At 69.3% G+C, this 15,620-nt stretch carries 12 protein-coding genes and 1 pseudogene; 5 read left to right on the plus strand and 8 right to left on the minus strand.

Annotated features, from left to right (window positions below; genetic code table 11):
* Nucleotides 1-56 precede the first annotated feature (56 nt).
* Entirely contained in the window at nt 57-254 is a 198-nt protein-coding gene (locus tag AB0D59_RS36600; protein WP_089098553.1) for an acyl-CoA carboxylase subunit epsilon, read from the minus strand.
* Between the two features lie 34 nt (nt 255-288).
* Nucleotides 289-1,884 carry an acyl-CoA carboxylase subunit beta gene (locus tag AB0D59_RS36605; RefSeq protein ID WP_362574908.1) on the minus strand — a complete coding sequence of 532 codons (1,596 nt, stop codon included), beginning with the start codon at nt 1,882-1,884 and terminating at the stop codon, nt 289-291.
* A gap of 483 nt (nt 1,885-2,367) precedes the next feature.
* Between AB0D59_RS36605 and AB0D59_RS36610 the strand changes: the two genes are divergently transcribed.
* Nucleotides 2,368-2,961 (plus strand): YceI family protein, encoded by a 594-nt coding sequence (locus AB0D59_RS36610; protein ID WP_362574910.1) that lies wholly within the window; start codon nt 2,368-2,370, stop codon nt 2,959-2,961.
* 107 nt (nt 2,962-3,068) lie between these two features.
* Here the strand turns inward: AB0D59_RS36610 and AB0D59_RS36615 are convergent, their stop codons facing one another.
* Complete coding sequence (locus tag AB0D59_RS36615; protein WP_362574912.1) at nt 3,069-3,752, minus strand: DUF899 family protein; 684 nt, start codon at nt 3,750-3,752, stop codon at nt 3,069-3,071.
* Between the two features lie 198 nt (nt 3,753-3,950).
* Here AB0D59_RS36615 and AB0D59_RS36620 point away from each other — a divergent pair.
* Together AB0D59_RS36620 and AB0D59_RS36625 are read left to right on the plus strand one after the other, a co-directional pair.
* Nucleotides 3,951-4,070, plus strand: a pseudogene (locus tag AB0D59_RS36620) (AraC family transcriptional regulator); the annotation flags it as partial.
* Nucleotides 4,071-4,275: 205 nt separating this feature from the next.
* Nucleotides 4,276-5,058, plus strand: coding sequence for a serine protease (locus AB0D59_RS36625; protein WP_362574914.1), 783 nt, complete (start codon nt 4,276-4,278; stop codon nt 5,056-5,058).
* Between the two features lie 123 nt (nt 5,059-5,181).
* On the opposite strand, the gene AB0D59_RS36630 is transcribed toward AB0D59_RS36625, so the two are convergent.
* Both AB0D59_RS36630 and AB0D59_RS36635 read right to left on the minus strand, forming a co-directional pair.
* Nucleotides 5,182-6,546 (minus strand): hypothetical protein, encoded by a 1,365-nt coding sequence (locus AB0D59_RS36630; RefSeq protein WP_362574916.1) that lies wholly within the window; start codon nt 6,544-6,546, stop codon nt 5,182-5,184.
* Nucleotides 6,547-6,587: 41 nt separating this feature from the next.
* On the minus strand, nt 6,588-9,602 hold the full coding sequence (locus AB0D59_RS36635) for a glycoside hydrolase family 3 N-terminal domain-containing protein (protein WP_362574918.1): 3,015 nt from the start codon (nt 9,600-9,602) through the stop codon (nt 6,588-6,590).
* Between the two features lie 126 nt (nt 9,603-9,728).
* Between AB0D59_RS36635 and AB0D59_RS36640 the strand changes: the two genes are divergently transcribed.
* On the plus strand, nt 9,729-11,594 hold the full coding sequence (locus AB0D59_RS36640) for a ricin-type beta-trefoil lectin domain protein (RefSeq protein WP_362574920.1): 1,866 nt from the start codon (nt 9,729-9,731) through the stop codon (nt 11,592-11,594).
* A gap of 80 nt (nt 11,595-11,674) precedes the next feature.
* Here AB0D59_RS36640 and cimA read toward each other — a convergent pair whose 3' ends face one another.
* The 3 genes from cimA to AB0D59_RS36655 all read right to left on the minus strand — a co-directional run bounded on the left by cimA (nt 11,675) and on the right by AB0D59_RS36655 (nt 15,429).
* A complete protein-coding gene (gene cimA, locus AB0D59_RS36645; protein ID WP_362574922.1) occupies nt 11,675-13,285 on the minus strand; it encodes a citramalate synthase in 1,611 nt (536 codons plus the stop codon).
* A gap of 283 nt (nt 13,286-13,568) precedes the next feature.
* Nucleotides 13,569-14,870, minus strand: a complete 1,302-nt coding sequence (locus AB0D59_RS36650; RefSeq protein ID WP_362574924.1) for an MFS transporter — start codon at nt 14,868-14,870, stop codon at nt 13,569-13,571.
* Between the two features lie 37 nt (nt 14,871-14,907).
* Entirely contained in the window at nt 14,908-15,429 is a 522-nt protein-coding gene (locus tag AB0D59_RS36655) for a hypothetical protein (protein ID WP_362574926.1), read from the minus strand.
* Here AB0D59_RS36655 and AB0D59_RS36660 point away from each other — a divergent pair.
* A complete protein-coding gene (locus AB0D59_RS36660) occupies nt 15,416-15,586 on the plus strand; it encodes a hypothetical protein (protein WP_362574928.1) in 171 nt (56 codons plus the stop codon). The genes AB0D59_RS36655 and AB0D59_RS36660 overlap by 14 nt on opposite strands.
* Nucleotides 15,587-15,620 lie beyond the last annotated feature (34 nt).

Raw genomic sequence — 15,620 nt, forward strand, 5'->3', positions numbered from 1 at the left:
GGCCCCGCCCTCCTCAAGGGAGAAGCGGGGCCGTGGTGAAACGTCGTGCCGAGGTCTCAGTGCCAGCTGTGCGGCGCTCGGAAGCCGTTTTCGCGTTCCAGGCGGCGCCAGCCGGCCTTCGCGCGGCCTCGGTGGGTCTGCTCGGTGTCGGCGGTCGGCCGGGCGGCCGCGCGAGCCAGGAGGACCGCCGTTATGGCGGCGACTTCCTCCGGGTCCGCGTTGCCCTTCTCCACGCGAATGTCAGGGACGTTCATGGATTCAGTCTCCGTGAGAGAGGTTTCCGCAGGATTACTGCGGGGGGTTGCCGTGCTTACGCGACGGCAGGTCGGCGTGCTTGGTGTGCAGCATCGCCAGCGACTTGGCGAGCACCTCGCGGGTCTCGGCCGGGTCGATGACGTCGTCGACCAGGCCGCGCTCGGCCGCGTAGTAGGGGTGCATGAGCTCGGCCTTGTACTCCTTGACCATCTTCTGCCGCATGGCCTCGGGGTCCTCGGCCGCGGCGATCTGCCGACGGAAGATCACGTTGGCCGCGCCCTCCGCGCCCATGACCGCGATCTCGTTCGTCGGCCAGGCGTACGTCAGGTCGGCACCGATCGACTGGGAGTCCATGACGATGTAGGCACCTCCGTACGCCTTGCGCAGGATCAGTGAGATCCGGGGCACGGTCGCGTTGCAGTAGGCGTAGAGGAGCTTCGCGCCGTGGCGGATGATCCCGCCGTGTTCCTGGTCGACACCGGGGAGGAAGCCCGGTACGTCCAGGAAGGTGACGATCGGAACATTGAAAGCGTCACACATCTGAACAAAGCGCGCAGCTTTTTCGCTCGCCTCGATGTCCAGGACGCCTGCCAGCACCTGCGGCTGGTTGGCGATGATGCCCACGACCTGGCCGTCGATCCGGGCCATCGCGCAGATGATGTTCCGCGCCCAGCGCTCGTGGACCTCCAGGTACTCGCCGTCGTCGACGATCTCCTCGATCACCTTGGTCATGTCGTACGGCCGGTTGCCGTCGGCCGGGACCAGGTCCAGGAGGACGTCACTGCGGCGGTCCACGGGGTCCGTGGAGTCGACCCGGGGCGGGTTCTCGCGGTTGTTCTGCGGGAGCAGCGAGAGGAGGTAGCGGACCTCCGCGATGCAGGTCTCCTCGTCGTCGTACGCGAAGTGGCAGACGCCGGAGGTCTCGGCGTGCACGTCGGCGCCGCCGAGGCCGTTCTGGGTGATCTCCTCGCCGGTGACCGCCTTGACGACGTCCGGGCCGGTGATGAACATCTGCGAGGTCTCGCGGACCATGAAGACGAAGTCCGTGAGGGCGGGGCTGTAGGCCGCGCCGCCGGCGCAGGGGCCGAGCATGACCGAGATCTGCGGGATGACACCGGACGCCTTGGTGTTGCGCTGGAAGATGCCGCCGTAGCCGGCGAGGGCGGAGACGCCCTCCTGGATACGGGCGCCGGCGCCGTCGTTCAGGGAGACCAGCGGGGCGCCGGCCGCGATGGCCATGTCCATGATCTTGTGGATCTTCGTGGCGTGCGCCTCGCCCAGCGCGCCGCCGAAGATCCGGAAGTCATGGGCGTACACGAAGACCGTACGGCCCTCGACCGTGCCCCAGCCGGTGATGACGCCGTCGGTGTAGGGCTTCTTGGCCTCAAGGCCGAAGCCGACCGCGCGGTGCCGGCGCAGCTGCTCGACCTCCTGGAAGGAATCCGGGTCCAGGAGCAGCTCGATACGCTCCCGGGCCGTCAGCTTGCCCTTGGCATGCTGCGCCTCGGTCGCCTTCTCGCTGGGCCCCGCCACGGCAGCCGCACGGATCTCGTGCAGCTCGGCGACCCGCCCGCGCGCGTCCGTCGGCTCGCCGGTGGGCTCACCCGTGGTCTCTTCCAAAACGGTCATGTAGCGACCTTACGAAGGACACCAAGGATTACGAGACGTCGACTCCGTACAGTCTCCGACCCGTTTTCCTGGAACCACTGAACAGAACCAGAGCGACATGCAGCCGTTCCGACTGCTCAGAGGGCTGTGGCGTTGTAGGGGTGCCACAAAGGCAACGCCTGAGACGCGCCTCACATTCATGGGTGGCCCATACCACCCCTGGAGTGACGGAGCCCTCCGACCGGCGGTCCCGCGCCCGCTCCCGCTCCACTCCCTTCCGAGCCTAACCGCACCCTCGCCACACCCTCCCGCCATGTCGCGATCCGGAACAGTCGGCATTACGGTGCGTAATGAGTGCGACACGCGAACGGTTGATGTTGAAGGTTGTACGGAATAGGGCTACGGTGGGCGCCGTTGAGTTCGTTGAACGTTAAACATCAACGGTCCGCGCCTTCGGCATCCACCGCTCGTAGGCCGCGACCCGTCCCCCTCAAGGAGCACGTCATGGGTATCTTCGGCCGCAAGAACGACGACACCGCCACCGCCGCCGGCGCCGACACGGCCACGCTGACCGGCGAATACACGATCGACCCGGCGCACACCACGCTCGGCTTCGTGGCCCGCCACGCGATGGTCACCAACGTCAAGGGCAGCTTCCAGCAGTTCGAGGGTTCGCTGCACCTGGACGGCGCGGACCCGGCGAAGTCCACCGCCTCCCTCGACATCACGATGGGCAGCATCACCACGGGCAGCCCGGACCGTGACGGTCACCTGAAGTCGGCGGACTTCTTCAAGACGGACGAGTTCCCGACGATGACCTTCCGCTCCACCAAGGCGGAGGCCCTCGGCGGCGACGACTACCGCATCACCGGCGACCTCACGATCCTCGGTGTCTCCAAGCCGGTCACCATCGACCTGGAGTTCAACGGCGCGGCCAAGGACCCGTTCGGCAACGAGCGCGTCGGCTTCGAGGGCAAGGCCGAGATCAAGCGCTCCGACTGGGGCGTGACCTGGAACGCGGCGCTGGAGACCGGCGGCGTCCTGGTCTCCGACAAGATTAAGCTGAACTTCGACATCTCCGCGATCAAGAACGCGTGAGCCCACGGCGCCGGACCGCCGGCCCCGATCACGCCCGCTGAGCGCCCGCCCTCGACTCCCCTGAGGGCGGGCGCTCGGCCGTGTCCGGACGTCCTGCGTGCTGTGCCCTAGTAGTCGACGGTCGGGTACCAGTCGCCACGCCCTTGCGGGGTGAGGTCGAGGAGGTGCCAGACGGGCGTCAGCAGGTCGATGCCGCGCTCCTGGATGTCGTCGGCCATGCGCGGATGGGCGGAGTAGGTGTGGCGGACCGTGCCGTCGCCCGCACGGGTGAAGACGGAGACCGTGGAGTCCTGCGCGCCGTCCTCGTCCTCACTGCCCAGGTCGTACTTGAACGTGCTGTCACCACAGCTGAGCAGCCGCAGCCGGTGCCAGCCGCGGTCGCGGGCGTACTGACGGAGGGTGGGCGGGTCGGCGGCCGCGGCGATGACGAAGTCCGCGTTCCGGGCCACGTGGTGGGCGATGCCGTTGTAGCCGTCGATCCACATCGTGCACATCGGGCAGGCGCTGGTCTGGAGCTTGCCGTACATGAAGTGATAGACGATCAGCGGGCGTTCGGGGCCGGAGAACAGCTCGCTCAACGCGACCTCGCGGACCGGGGTGTCACCGGCGCCCAGGTCGGCGGGCCCTTCGAGGAAGACGTAGTCGTCGACGGCCGGCCCCGGCGGGAGCGCCCGCCGCAGCGCCGCGACCTCCTCCCGGCGCCGCATCAGCTCGATCTCGGCCAGCCGCAGCTCCTCGCGGGCACCGACATACTCCCCGGACTCCCCGGCAAGCCTCGTCCGCCGCACCATCGCGTCCTCCTGGAGTGGGGTCCCCCGTGGCGGTCCTTCGAGTCTTCGAGTCTAGGACGGCGCCCTCGATCGCTCCCCTTGTAGGGCCGCAACGGGCAGAGTCACAGCTCAGCGGCGATCACATCGGCTTTCGACACGCCACGACTCACGGGACTGTGATCGGGGCCGACCACGGAGGCGGAACCCCCTCATCCGCCTCGCTGTCTTCTGGGTGCCTCCCCCGCCGACCTCGACGGCGGCGCCGTGCCCTTGGGTGACCCGTGGGGCCGGGAGGCGTCCCGGATCCGCGAGCAACTCGGCGATCTCCCGTCGTGGCGGTTGCCGCTCACACGGCTGGGGGCACGGTCCTCGTAGATGTGGCCGGATCGCACCCCTTGTGTGAGCACTTACAGCGTTCCCATAATCCAGCAACAGAATTTGACGAGCTCATGCCATCACGTGGCCATTCCTTTACGGTTCCCGTGACGCCCTTTGTTGGCATGCACACGTCAAGCACGTCACACCCCCCACGGAAGGCATCACGTTGAAGAAGCTCCTCAAGGCGCTCAGAAGATGCGCGGTCGCCGGTGCGGCCGCCATCGCGGTCGTCAGCCTTCAGCCCGTCTCCCCCGCGCAGGCCGCCCCGCAGCCCGTCGTCGGCGGAACCCGGGCCACGCAGGGCGAGTTCCCGTTCATGGTCCGGCTCTCCATGGGCTGCGGCGGCGCGCTCTACACCCAGCAGATCGTGCTCACCGCCGCGCACTGTGTGAGCGGCACCGGCGCCAACACCAGCATCACGGCCACCGCCGGTGTCGTGGACCTCCAGTCGACCACCGGCCGGGTCCAGGTCAAGTCCACCTACGTCTACCGGGCCCCCGGCTACAACGGCAACGGCAAGGACTGGGCGCTCATCAAGCTCGCCTCGCCCATCAACCTGCAGACGCTGCCCATCGCCACCACCACGACGTACAACACCGGCACCTTCACCATCGCCGGCTGGGGCTCGGCCACCGAGGGCGGCGCCCAGCAGCGCTACCTCCTCAAGGCGACCGTGCCGTTCGTCAGCGACGCCACCTGCCGCTCCTACAGCGGCTACAGCGGCCTGGTCGCGACCGACGAGATCTGCGCCGGCTACGCGACGGGCGGTGTCGACACCTGCCAGGGCGACTCCGGTGGACCCATGTTCCGCAAGGACAACGCCGGCGCGTGGATCCAGGTCGGCATAGTCAGCTGGGGCATCGGCTGCGCCCGGGCCAACGCCCCCGGTGTCTACTCCGAGGTCTCGACCTTCGCCTCCGCGATCGCCGCAGCGGCGGCAACACTCTGAATCCCGCCTCGTACGCCTCGTACGCCTCGTAAAACAGCCACGACTCGTAGAACAGCCACGCCTCGTAGAACAGCCACGGGCACGGGTCCGGCGCCGCCACGCGCCGGGCTCGTGCCCCGTACGTCAGAAACCGCCGCCGAAGTCGCCGCTGTCCCCGCCGCCACCGCCGCCGCCGAAGTCCCCTCCCCCGCCGAAGTCCCCGAAGTCGCCCGGGTCGAAGTCCGCGCCCGACATGTCGCCGCCCTGGTAGCCGCCGGTGTTGAAGTCGCCGTAGCCGGTGCCGTAGTCGGCCGCGTAGGCGGGGGCTGACATCCAGCCGCCCAGGGCCGTGCCGATGAGGAGGCCGGGGAGGATGCCGCCGCCGAAGTAGCCGCCCGCCCAGGGGCCGTAGGCCGGGCCCGCGTCCCAATAGGGGCGGCGGCCGTGGTCGGTGTCGACCTCGCGGATCGCCGGGTCGCGGCCGTCGGCCAGCCGGGTGGCGTCGGCCGCGCAGACCGGGACCTCGCGGGGCGAGCCGCCGGCCGGGGTCCAGGTGGCGTCCGTGGCCGAGGGACCGTGCCGCGGGTCGAAGAAGCACGGCGGCCGGCGTTCCGGGAGCGGACGGCCCTCACGACGGGCGGCCAGCAGCGCCAGCGAGAAACGGCCGTCCTCCAGCGCCTGGGTGACCGCGCGCACGTCCTCCGGTCCCCGGGCGTCGGCCATGTACTGCTTCGCCTGCTCATAGGCGTTCAGCGCGCGCTCGTAGTCCGCGCGCATGGCGTCGTCGGCGCCCTGCTCGGCCGGGTGGAAGTCGAGCCGGTCCAGTTCCTCGCCGAAGGCGGTGATGTCCTCGTCCACGACCACCCGGAGCCGGTCCAGGGCGGCCCGCTGCTCCTCCTGGTGGCGTCGGCGGTTGCGGCGGACCAGCGCGTAGGCGCCCGCTCCGCCGGCCACGATCACCGCGCCGATCGTGATCAGCGCCGTACTGGAGACCCCGGAGCCGTCCGCGCTGCCGCCGCCCCAGCTCGAGGGTGCCTTGCCGCCCAGGTTGGTCAGGGCGCGGTCGGTGAAGTCGGTCAACTGGGTCGCCGCGCTCTCGCCCTGCACGCTGGTGACCAGGTTCTGCACGGCCGTCCGGGGCAGCACCGAGGAGTCGGCGCGGGCGTCGAAGCGGTCGCCGAGCCGGACCGCGTACAGGCCGGTGATGCCGGTGGCGGTGCGCAGGTTCGTGAAGAGGTCCTGGGTGGGGTAGCCGGCCGGCAGGACCGCGATGAACAGGGGTTTGTTCGCGTCCTTGATCTGCCGGGCCAGGGTGTCGGCCTCGGCCGTGGACAGCTGGGCGGCGGCCGCCGGGTCGACGTACACCGGGCTCTTGCGCAGGGCGTCGGCGATCGTCGAGACACCGGTGGCCGCCGTGGCCTGCGGAGCGAACGCCGTGAGGGCGATCACCAGCAGGGCCAGCAGCAGGCCTGGGAGGCTTCGGGTCCAGGTCCGTAGCACGGCCTTCATGTTTCGCAATTTACCCGAAGCCTCCCATAACCAGTCATTTCTTATGCTGCTTTGTACGCCTCCGTCAGCTTCTCCACCGCCGCCGCGTACTTGCCGGTCAGCAGCAGATGGTCGGCGTCGGCGAAGGGCTTCGACACGGCTGCCGTGATCGACTGTCCGATCTCAGCCTGCACCAGCAGCCGCGCCTTGGTGACGAGTTTCCGGCCGGCCGAGGCGGCGCCCGCCCGCTCCGCGGCCTTCGCCGCGACGCCGAGCGCCCGCAGGGTGGCCTCGCCGCCCTTCGACGGCTTGGTCAGGGTCGTCAGACCCCAGCCGTAGGGGTACTGCGGGTCGTACGAGGCGTCGCCCACGTTGATCGGCAGCTGGGCCTCGGACTTCGGCCAGGTGACCGGCAGCTGGCCGGTGAAGGCCTCCTTGCCGTAGAGCACGTCGGCCACGCCGTCGCCCTCCGTGCCCGGCAGCCAGGACGCCACCAGGGCGTCGATCTCGCCGAGCCGGTCGCCGATCAGCTGCGGGCGCCCGGAGACGATCAGCACCGCGCACTTCATGGCCGCGCACACCTTGTCCACGGCGGCCTGGTCGGCGGGGGTCAGTGCCAGGTCGTTGCCGTTGCCGACGTCTCCGACGCCCTCGGCGTACGGGGTCTCGCCGACGACGACCACACCCACGTCGTAGCCGCTGGTCGGCGCCGAGGCGTCCTTGGAGTAGGTGACGTCTCCCCCGGCGTTCTTCATGCCCTGGAGGATGGTCGTGCCCGTGGTGTGGGTGCCGGAGGCGCCCTGCCAGGTGATGGTCCAGCCACCGGTCTGGTTGCCGAGGTCGTCGGCGTTGGACCCGGCGACGTACACCTTCTGCGACTTCTTCAGGGGCAGGACGCTGTCCGAGTTCTTCAGCAGGACCTGCGACTCGGCGGCCGCCTGGCGGGCCACCGCCCGGTGCTTGGCGGAGCCGATCTTCGAGGCGCCCGAGGTGTCGGCGTACGGGTGCTCGAAGAGGCCCAGCCTGAACTTCTGGGTGAGGATGCGGGAGACCGCGTCGTCGATGCGCTGCTCGCTGACGCCGCCTGCCTGCACCTGGTCGGTCAGGGTCTTGGTGAAGTCCTGGTAGCTGTAGGGGACCATCATCATGTCGACGCCGGCGTTGACCGCCGTGCTGACGTGGGCGGCGTAGTCACCGGGGAGCTGGTCGATGGCGTTCCAGTCGCTGATCACGAAGCCGTCGAAGCCCATCCGGCCCTTGAGCACGCCGTTGATCATGTCGGCGCGGGCGTGCATCTTCACCGGTCCCTGGCCGTCGCCGAGGATGTCGAGCGAGGAGTACGAGGGCATGACCGTGCCGATGCCCCGGTCGACCGCGGTCTGGTACGGCGCCAGGTGGATCGCCTCCAGCTGCTCCCGGGTGACCTTGGTGACACCCTGGTCGATGGTGTACGACCCGGTCGTGGACGAGCCGTACTCGGTGCCGCCGTCGCCGACGAAGTGCTTGGCGGTGGCCAGGACCTTGTCGTCGTCCTTCAGGTCGCGTCCGTCGGCCCGGCCCTGGAGGCCCTGGATCATGGTCTCCATGGACTTCACCAGGGCGGGGTCCTCGCCGAAGGACTCGTAGGAGCGGCCCCAGCGCTCGTCGCGGCTGACGCAGAGGCAGGGGGCGAAGTCCCAGGGGATGCCGGTCGAGCGGACCTCGGCGGCCGTCACCGCGCCGGTGTCCTCGGCGAGCCCGGGATCGCGGGTCGCGCCGATACCGATGTTGTGCGGCATGATCGTGGCGCCGGCCAGGTTGTTGTGGCCGTGCACCGCGTCGACGCCGTAGATCAGCGGGATCTGGAACCTGGTCGCCTGCGCCCGGAGCTGGAAGCCGTCGATCATCTTCGCCCAGGCCGCGGCGGTGTTGGGCGTGGGCGTGGAGCCGCCGCCGGAGAGCAGCGAGCCGAGGTCGTAGGCGGCGACGTCACCGCCGTTGCCCACGGCTCCGCGCTCGGCCTGGGTCATCTGGCCCACCTTCTCCGCCAGGGACATCCGGGAGAGGAGGTCGGCGACCCGCTTCTTCACGGGCAACTTACTGTCCAGGTACGGCAGTCCGTGGGCGTCGACGACGACCTGCGGGGTCTCGGCGGGGGCCTTGGCGCCGGTGACGGTGAGCTTCAGCGGGATGGTCTCGGCCGATTCGCCGGACCGGTCCTTCAGCGTGCGCACCTGGATGGTCCGGGTGGCCCCGGAGACCGTGCCGGCCGGGAAGGTGAGGGTGCCGGAGACCGGGGTGTAGTCCTTGCCGGAGGCGGCTGTTCCGGTCGTGGCCGTCTCGTACGCGACGGTCACGGGCTCGTCGAGCGGGGCGGAGCCGGTGGTGCCGACGGAGACCTTCACCGCGGCCGTGCGGCCCTCCTGCACCGGGTAGACGGCCGCGTCCGTGGTGACGGAGGCGCGCAGGGCCTGGTCGGCCTTGCCGTACAACTCCACGTCGTCCATGGCGAACCGGCCCTGGAGCCCGGCGGGCAGGGTGATCGCGTAGCCCCACATCTGGGTCAGGCCGAGGACGTGGTCGATACCGCCGACCGGCTGGTAGTCCGTGCGGTAGACGAAGTCGCCGAAGGGGATCTCGATCTGCTTCCAGCCGGTGAAGTCGTCGGTGAAGGACGTCGTCCACAGCTCGGAGGCCTCGCCGCCCGCGCCGCCGTCCTTGATCTCGAAGGCGATCTTCTTGCCGTTGTCCTGGCCGTCCCACCAGAAGCGGATGCCCTTGTGGGCGGACCAGTCGTGGGCGGGCTCGGTGGCGGCGAAGTCGTGGGTGAAGCCGCCGTAGCCGCTGATGTCGTACGTCCCGGAGAGGACCTTGGCGCCCTCGGGGGCGTCCGCCCGGTCGGTGAACTGGAGGGCGGGCGGGTCGTCGCTGTCGCCTCCCCAGGTGAAGATGCCCTCGGCGGGCTGGGAGGCGAAGGGGACCTCACCCTCAAAGCGGTCGACGGGGGTCGGTGCGGGGTCGTCGGCTGCGCGGGCCGCGGACAGGGGCATCAGGGCTGCGAGTAGGGCGGTGGACACGAGCAGGGCGGTTCTTGGCATGGACCTTCCCTCGACTCTCTGGTTCACTCATGGCTCTCACAGTTCACTCATGGCTTAGATCACGACGTGAGTTAACTAACGGCTCGCACCCCCGTCAAGACATCCGTCAGGAAGGGCGATGTGTCCATGAGAACCACCCCCCACACGGTCCGGCTGCTCTTGGCCGGGCTGCTCACCGTGGCCGGCCTCAGCGCGGTCGTACCGACCGCGCACGCGGCCGGCGAGCAGGTCACCGCGTACCTCACCACCACCGACGACTCCGGCGGGCGCCATGTCACCCGCGGGCTCCAGGCGCAGACGCCGTTCGCCTTCCAGTCCGGGAGCGGCGGCAGCGGCGAGAACATCACCGTCGACGAGAACACCCGCTACCAGACCTTCACCGGCGGCGGCGCGTCCTTCACCGACACCGCGGCCTGGCTGATGAACAGCAGCGGGGCGCTGTCGGCGGCGACCCGGAACGCGACCATGCAGAAGCTGTTCTCGCCGACGGACGGCATCGGACTGTCGTTCCTGCGCAATCCGATGGGCGCCTCGGACCTGGCCCGGTACGGGTACACGTACGACGACATACCCGCCGGGCAGACCGACCCGAACCTCAACAGCTTCTCCATCTCCCACGACCTCGCGGACGTCGTCCCGCTCACCAAGCAGGCGCTCCAGCTGAACCCCTCTCTGACTGTCATGGCCTCGCCATGGACGGCGCCGGCCTGGATGAAGGACAGCGGCTCGCTCAATGGGGGCTGGCTGAAGTCGGAGGACTACGGGGCCTACGCCTCGTACTTCGTGAAGTACCTCCAGGCCTACCAGGCACAGGGCGTGAAGGTCTCGTACGTCACGCCGCAGAACGAGCCGACCTGCTGTTCCGGCTACCCGTCGATGAGCTGGAACGCCTCGGGCCTGCAGTACTTCCTCAAGAGCGAACTGCTGCCGAAGCTCCAGGCCGCCGGTCTCTCCACCAAGGTCCTCGCGCACGACTGGAACTGGGACGTATACGACTCCTACGCTGCCGCGAGCGTCGACGACTCGGCGATCCGCAACCACCCCAACTTCGGCGGGATCGCCTGGCACGGCTACGGCGGTGACATCAACAAGCAGACCACCGTCCACAACCAGTACCCCACGCTGGACGCCTTCGGCACCGAGCACTCCGGTGGCACCTGGATCGCCAACCAGCAGCGCGAGGACATGAACAACATCATCGACTACACCCGCAACTGGGCGAAGTCGGTGACGAAGTGGTCGCTGGCCGTGGACCAGAACATGGGCCCGCACAACGGCGGTTGCGGCACCTGCACCGGGCTGATCACCGTGCACAACGGGGACGGCGCGAGCGGGACCGTCGACTACACCGTCGAGTACTACACGATGGGGCACCTGACCAAGTTCGTCCGGCCCGGCGCACAGCGGATCGCCTCCACCGCGTCCACCGCCGTGCCGAACGTGGCCTGGCGCAACCCCGACGGGTCCAAGGCGCTGATCGCCTACAACGACTCGTCCGCCGCCAAGACCGTCACCATCAACTGGGGTGCCCAGCACGCCACTTACTCACTGCCCGGCAAGACCTCGGCGACCTTCACCTGGTCCGGCACCCAGGCGGGCGGCGGCAGCCAGACCGGCGCCTTCGTGGGACTCGCGAGCAAGTGCCTGGATGTGGCGGGCGGTTCGAGCACCAACGGTACGGCCGTGCAGCTCTACGACTGCAACGGCAGCACCGCCCAGCACTGGACCGTGCAGTCCGACGGCTCGGTCCGCGCGCTCGGCAAGTGCCTCGACGTGACCTCGGCCTCCACGGCGGACGGGGCGAAGGTGCAGTTGTACGACTGCAACGGCACCGGGGCGCAGCAGTGGTCGTACAACGCGTCGACGGGTGACGTGGTGAACGCGGCGGCGAACAAGTGCCTGGACGTCACGGACAACTCGTCGGCGAACGGGGCACGCGGCCAGATCTGGACGTGCACGGGATCCGCCAACCAGAAGTGGCACCTGCAATAGAGCGGTCAACAAAGCAGTCGGTAGAGCAACGAGGCGGAACGAGCCGGGGGCTGTGAGCACAGCCCCCGGCTTCACCGCTGCTACTCCGCCGGCTCCACGCCCGCCCGCAGCAGGCCGTACGTGTACGCGTCCTCCAGGGCCTGCCAGGAGGCGGCGATGACGTTCTCGGCCACGCCCACCGTCGACCATTCACCGCTGCCGTCGGACGTCGAGATCAGGACGCGGGTGATGGACTCGGTGCCGTGCTTGCCCTCCAGGATGCGGACCTTGTAGTCGACCAGGTCGAGCTTGGCCAGCTGGGGGTAGATCTTTTCGAGGGCGACGCGCAGGGCACGGTCGAGGGCGTTGACCGGGCCGTTGCCCTCCGCCGTGGCGACGATGCGCTCGCTCTTGGCCCAGAGCTTGACCGTGGCCTCGTTGGCGTGGGTGCCGTCGGGGCGGTCCTCGACGATGGCCCGCCAGGACTCGACGCGGAAGTAGCTGCGCGGCTTGCCCTCCACCTCGGCGCGCAGGAGGAGTTCGAAGGAGGCGTCGGCGGCCTCGAAGGTGTAGCCCTTGAGCTCGTACTCCTTCACCCGCTCCACCACCCGGCCGACCAGTTCGCGGTCGCCGCCGAGGTCGATGCCGAGTTCCTTGCCCTTGAGCTCGACCGAGGCGCGGCCGGCCATGTCGGAGACCAGCATGCGCATGGTGTTGCCGACCAGCTCGGGGTCGATGTGCTGGTACAGGTCCGGGTCGACCTTGATCGCGGAGGCGTGCAGGCCGGCCTTGTGGGCGAAGGCCGAGACGCCGACGTAGGGCTGGTGGGTGGAGGGCGTGAGGTTGACGACCTCGGCGATGGCGTGGGAGATGCGGGTCATCTCGCGCAGCCGGCCGTCCGGCAGGACCTTCTTGCCGTACTTCAGCTCCAGCGCGGCGACGACCGGGAAGAGGTTGGCGTTGCCGACGCGCTCGCCGTAGCCGTTGGCCGTGCACTGGACGTGGGTGGCGCCGGCGTCGACGGCGGCCAGGGTGTTGGCGACCGCGCAGCCGGTGTCGTCCTGGGTGTGGATGCCGAGCCGGGCGCCGGTGTCGGCGAGGACCGTCGCGACCACGGCCTGGACCTGGGCGGGGAGCATGCCGCCGTTGGTGTCGCAGAGGACGACCACGTCGGCGCCGGCCTCCGAGGCGGTCCGGACGACCGCCTTGGCGTACTCGGGGTTGGCGCGGTAGCCGTCGAAGAAGTGCTCGCAGTCGACGAAGACCCGGCGGCCCTGGTCCTTCAGGAAGGACACCGTGTCGCGGACCATCTCCAGGTTCTCGTCGAGGGTCGTGCGCAGCGCCAGTTCGACATGGCGGTCGTGGGACTTGGCCACCAGGGTGACCACCGGGGCGCCGGACTCCAGCAGCGCCTTGACCTGCGGGTCCTGTGCCGCCTTGGCACCGGCCCGGCGGGTGGCGCCGAAGGCGACCAGCTGGGCGTGCTTGAAGTCGATCTCCTGCTGGGCGCGGGCGAAGAACTCGGTGTCCCGGGGGTTGGCGCCCGGCCAGCCGCCCTCGATGAAGCCCACGCCGAAGTCGTCCAGGTGCCGTGCGATGGCCAGCTTGTCCGCGACGGTGAGGTTGATGCCCTCGCGCTGCGCACCGTCGCGCAGCGTGGTGTCGAAGACGTGGAACGAGTCGTCCAGCTCGTTGGTTGCCGTCTCGGTCATGGTCACTAGGCTCCTGATGTCGAATCTCGGTCGTACCGGAATGACCGGCTCCACCGTCCCTCCATGGTCCCTCGCGCTTGCCTTCCGGCTGAAGGTGGGCCGGAAAACGAAAAAACCCCTCGCGGGTGCGAGAGGTCTGCGCGCGGGTCGAGGACGACGATGGCCACCCGTACCTGGTCGTACGTGGTGGTCACTGCGGACCGGCGCGCCTGCTGCCAATAATCGTGGCGAACGAGGGCACGGGGACAGTTTGGCACAACCCGCCCCCGGTCCACCGACCGTCTCAGGATGCGGTCGTCACGGTGGATGCCTCCTGAGACCTCATCCGCGCCAGATCCAGGTCCTTCGTCTCCCGCATGGTGATGTACACCACAAGCGAGACGGCGGCACAGCCCGCCACGTACCAGTAGAAGCCGGACTCGATCCCGGCGTTCTTGAACCACAGGGCGATGTACTCCGCCGTCCCGCCGAACAGGGCGTTGGCGAGGGCGTAGGGCAGGGCCACGCCCAGGGCGCGGACGCCGGTCGGGAAGAGCTCGGCCTTCACGCAGGCGTTGATCGAGGTGTAGCCGGTGACCACGACGAGGGCGAGGAGGGAGAGGCCGAGGGCGGGCCAGTAACCGTTCGCGTGTTTGAGGAGGGTCAGGATCGGCACCGTGAGGACGGTGGAGCCGACCGCGAAGGTGATCAGCAGCGGGCGGCGGCCGATGCGATCGGAGAGGGCGCCCGCCAGCGGCTGGAGGCAGGCGAAGACGGTGAGCGCGGTGAAGGAGACCAGGGTGGCGGTCTCCTTTGACAGGCCCGCGGAGTTGGAGAGGTACTTCGTGAGGTACGTCGTGTACGTGTAGTAGGCGACCGTGCCGCCCATGGTCAGCGCGATGACCAGGAACGCCGCCCGGCGGTGCTGCCACAGTGCGCGCAGGGTGCCGCGCTCGGCGGTGTCCGAGGTGTCCTCCGCGTAGACCTCGGTCTCCAGCATGGTCCGGCGCAGATAGAAGACCACGGCGGCACCGAGCGCGCCGACGACGAACGGGATGCGCCAGCCGTAGTCGTGCAGCGCGGTGTCGGAGAGGGTGTGCTGGAGGACGATCAGCAGGCCGAGGCCGGCGATCTGGCCCGCGGTCATCGACACGTACTGGAAGCTGGAGGCGAAGCCGCGCCGGCGCGGGTCGGAGGCCTCGGTGAGGTAGGTGGCGCTGGCCGCGTACTCGCCGCCCACCGACAGCCCTTGCAGGAGGCGGGCGACGAGCAGCACGAAGGCTCCGCCGTAGCCGGCCACGTCGTAGGTCGGGGCCACGGCGATGAGGAGCGCGGACACCGACATGAGGGTGACGGTGAGGGTCAGGGCGGCTTTACGGCCCTTGCGGTCACCGACCCGGCCGAGCAGCCAGCCGCCCACCGGGCGCATGAAGAACCCGACGGCGAAGATGCCGGCGGTGTTCATCAGCTGCGCGGTGGGGTTTCCGCTCGGGAAGAACGCCCCGGCGAAGTAGGTGGCGAAGCTCGCGTACACGAACCAGTCGAACCACTCGACCATGTTGCCCGCCGAACCGACCCAGATCTTCTTCCACTGTTGTCGTCCCATGGGCCGTTCCTGCCCGGCGGGGGAACAGGAGATTCCTTTACTGCAAATGCCTGACGAAGACGTCCTGTTCGTCGTTGGTGTCCCCGTGCGGGTTGAGGGTGCCGTCGTAGGACGTGAAGGCGACCCGGCCGCCCGTGACCCCGCCCGGAGCCACCTGCCCTTCGGTGGCGACCAGAGTGCGGCTGCGGTTCCTCAAGTCGCTCATGTACAGCGGGTATGCGGAGCCCTCGTGGGTGGTGAGGGTGACATAGCGGCCGTCCGCGCTGACCGCCGCTTCCCGTCCATAGCCCTGGATACGGTCGTTGACGCCCGGGGCGATGTGGTGGACGAGCACGTTCCAGCTGTTGTCGGTGTCGGCCGGAACCAGGTGGGTGTCGGCCGATTCGAAGACGACGGTACGGCCGTCGGCGCTGAGGGCGGGGTTCAGGGACTCGCGGGTGGTGGGCGACCCGTCGGTGGAGCGGTCGATCTGGGTGCGCTTGCCGGTGCCGCGGTCGTAGAGCCAGATGTCGCTCCAGTCGTCGCCGCGCGGGCCGTTGGAGTAGGTGTACTGGTACACGATCCGGCGGCCGTCGTCGCTGACGGTCGGGGCGCCGGCGCTGCGCGGCTCCCAGGTCGGCTTCGGCAGGCTGATCCGCTCGGTGGTGTGCCTGTCGCGGTCGCGAAGGAAGACGACCGGGCCGTCGGCGTCGCTGGTGGCGGTGAAGACGGCATAGCGGGCGGTACCGCTCAGACGGACGTGTGAGCCCG

This window comes from Streptomyces sp. NPDC048417 (assembly GCF_040651615.1).
GTDB lineage: Bacteria > Actinomycetota > Actinomycetes > Streptomycetales > Streptomycetaceae > Streptomyces.

Bases quoted from the DNA above. Each gene is read 5' to 3' on its own strand.
- AB0D59_RS36640 (WP_362574920.1), top strand. From the start codon at position 9,729: ATGAGAACCACCCCCCACACGGTCCGGCTGCTCTTGGCCGGGCTGCTC.
- AB0D59_RS36635 (WP_362574918.1), bottom strand. From the start codon at position 9,602: ATGCCAAGAACCGCCCTGCTCGTGTCCACCGCCCTACTCGCAGCCCTG.
- AB0D59_RS36630 (WP_362574916.1), bottom strand. From the start codon at position 6,546: ATGAAGGCCGTGCTACGGACCTGGACCCGAAGCCTCCCAGGCCTGCTG.
- AB0D59_RS36605 (WP_362574908.1), bottom strand. From the start codon at position 1,884: ATGACCGTTTTGGAAGAGACCACGGGTGAGCCCACCGGCGAGCCGACG.
- cimA (WP_362574922.1), bottom strand. From the start codon at position 13,285: ATGACCGAGACGGCAACCAACGAGCTGGACGACTCGTTCCACGTCTTC.
- AB0D59_RS36615 (WP_362574912.1), bottom strand. From the start codon at position 3,752: ATGGTGCGGCGGACGAGGCTTGCCGGGGAGTCCGGGGAGTATGTCGGT.
- AB0D59_RS36610 (WP_362574910.1), top strand. From the start codon at position 2,368: ATGGGTATCTTCGGCCGCAAGAACGACGACACCGCCACCGCCGCCGGC.
- AB0D59_RS36600 (WP_089098553.1), bottom strand. From the start codon at position 254: ATGAACGTCCCTGACATTCGCGTGGAGAAGGGCAACGCGGACCCGGAG.
- AB0D59_RS36650 (WP_362574924.1), bottom strand. From the start codon at position 14,870: ATGGGACGACAACAGTGGAAGAAGATCTGGGTCGGTTCGGCGGGCAAC.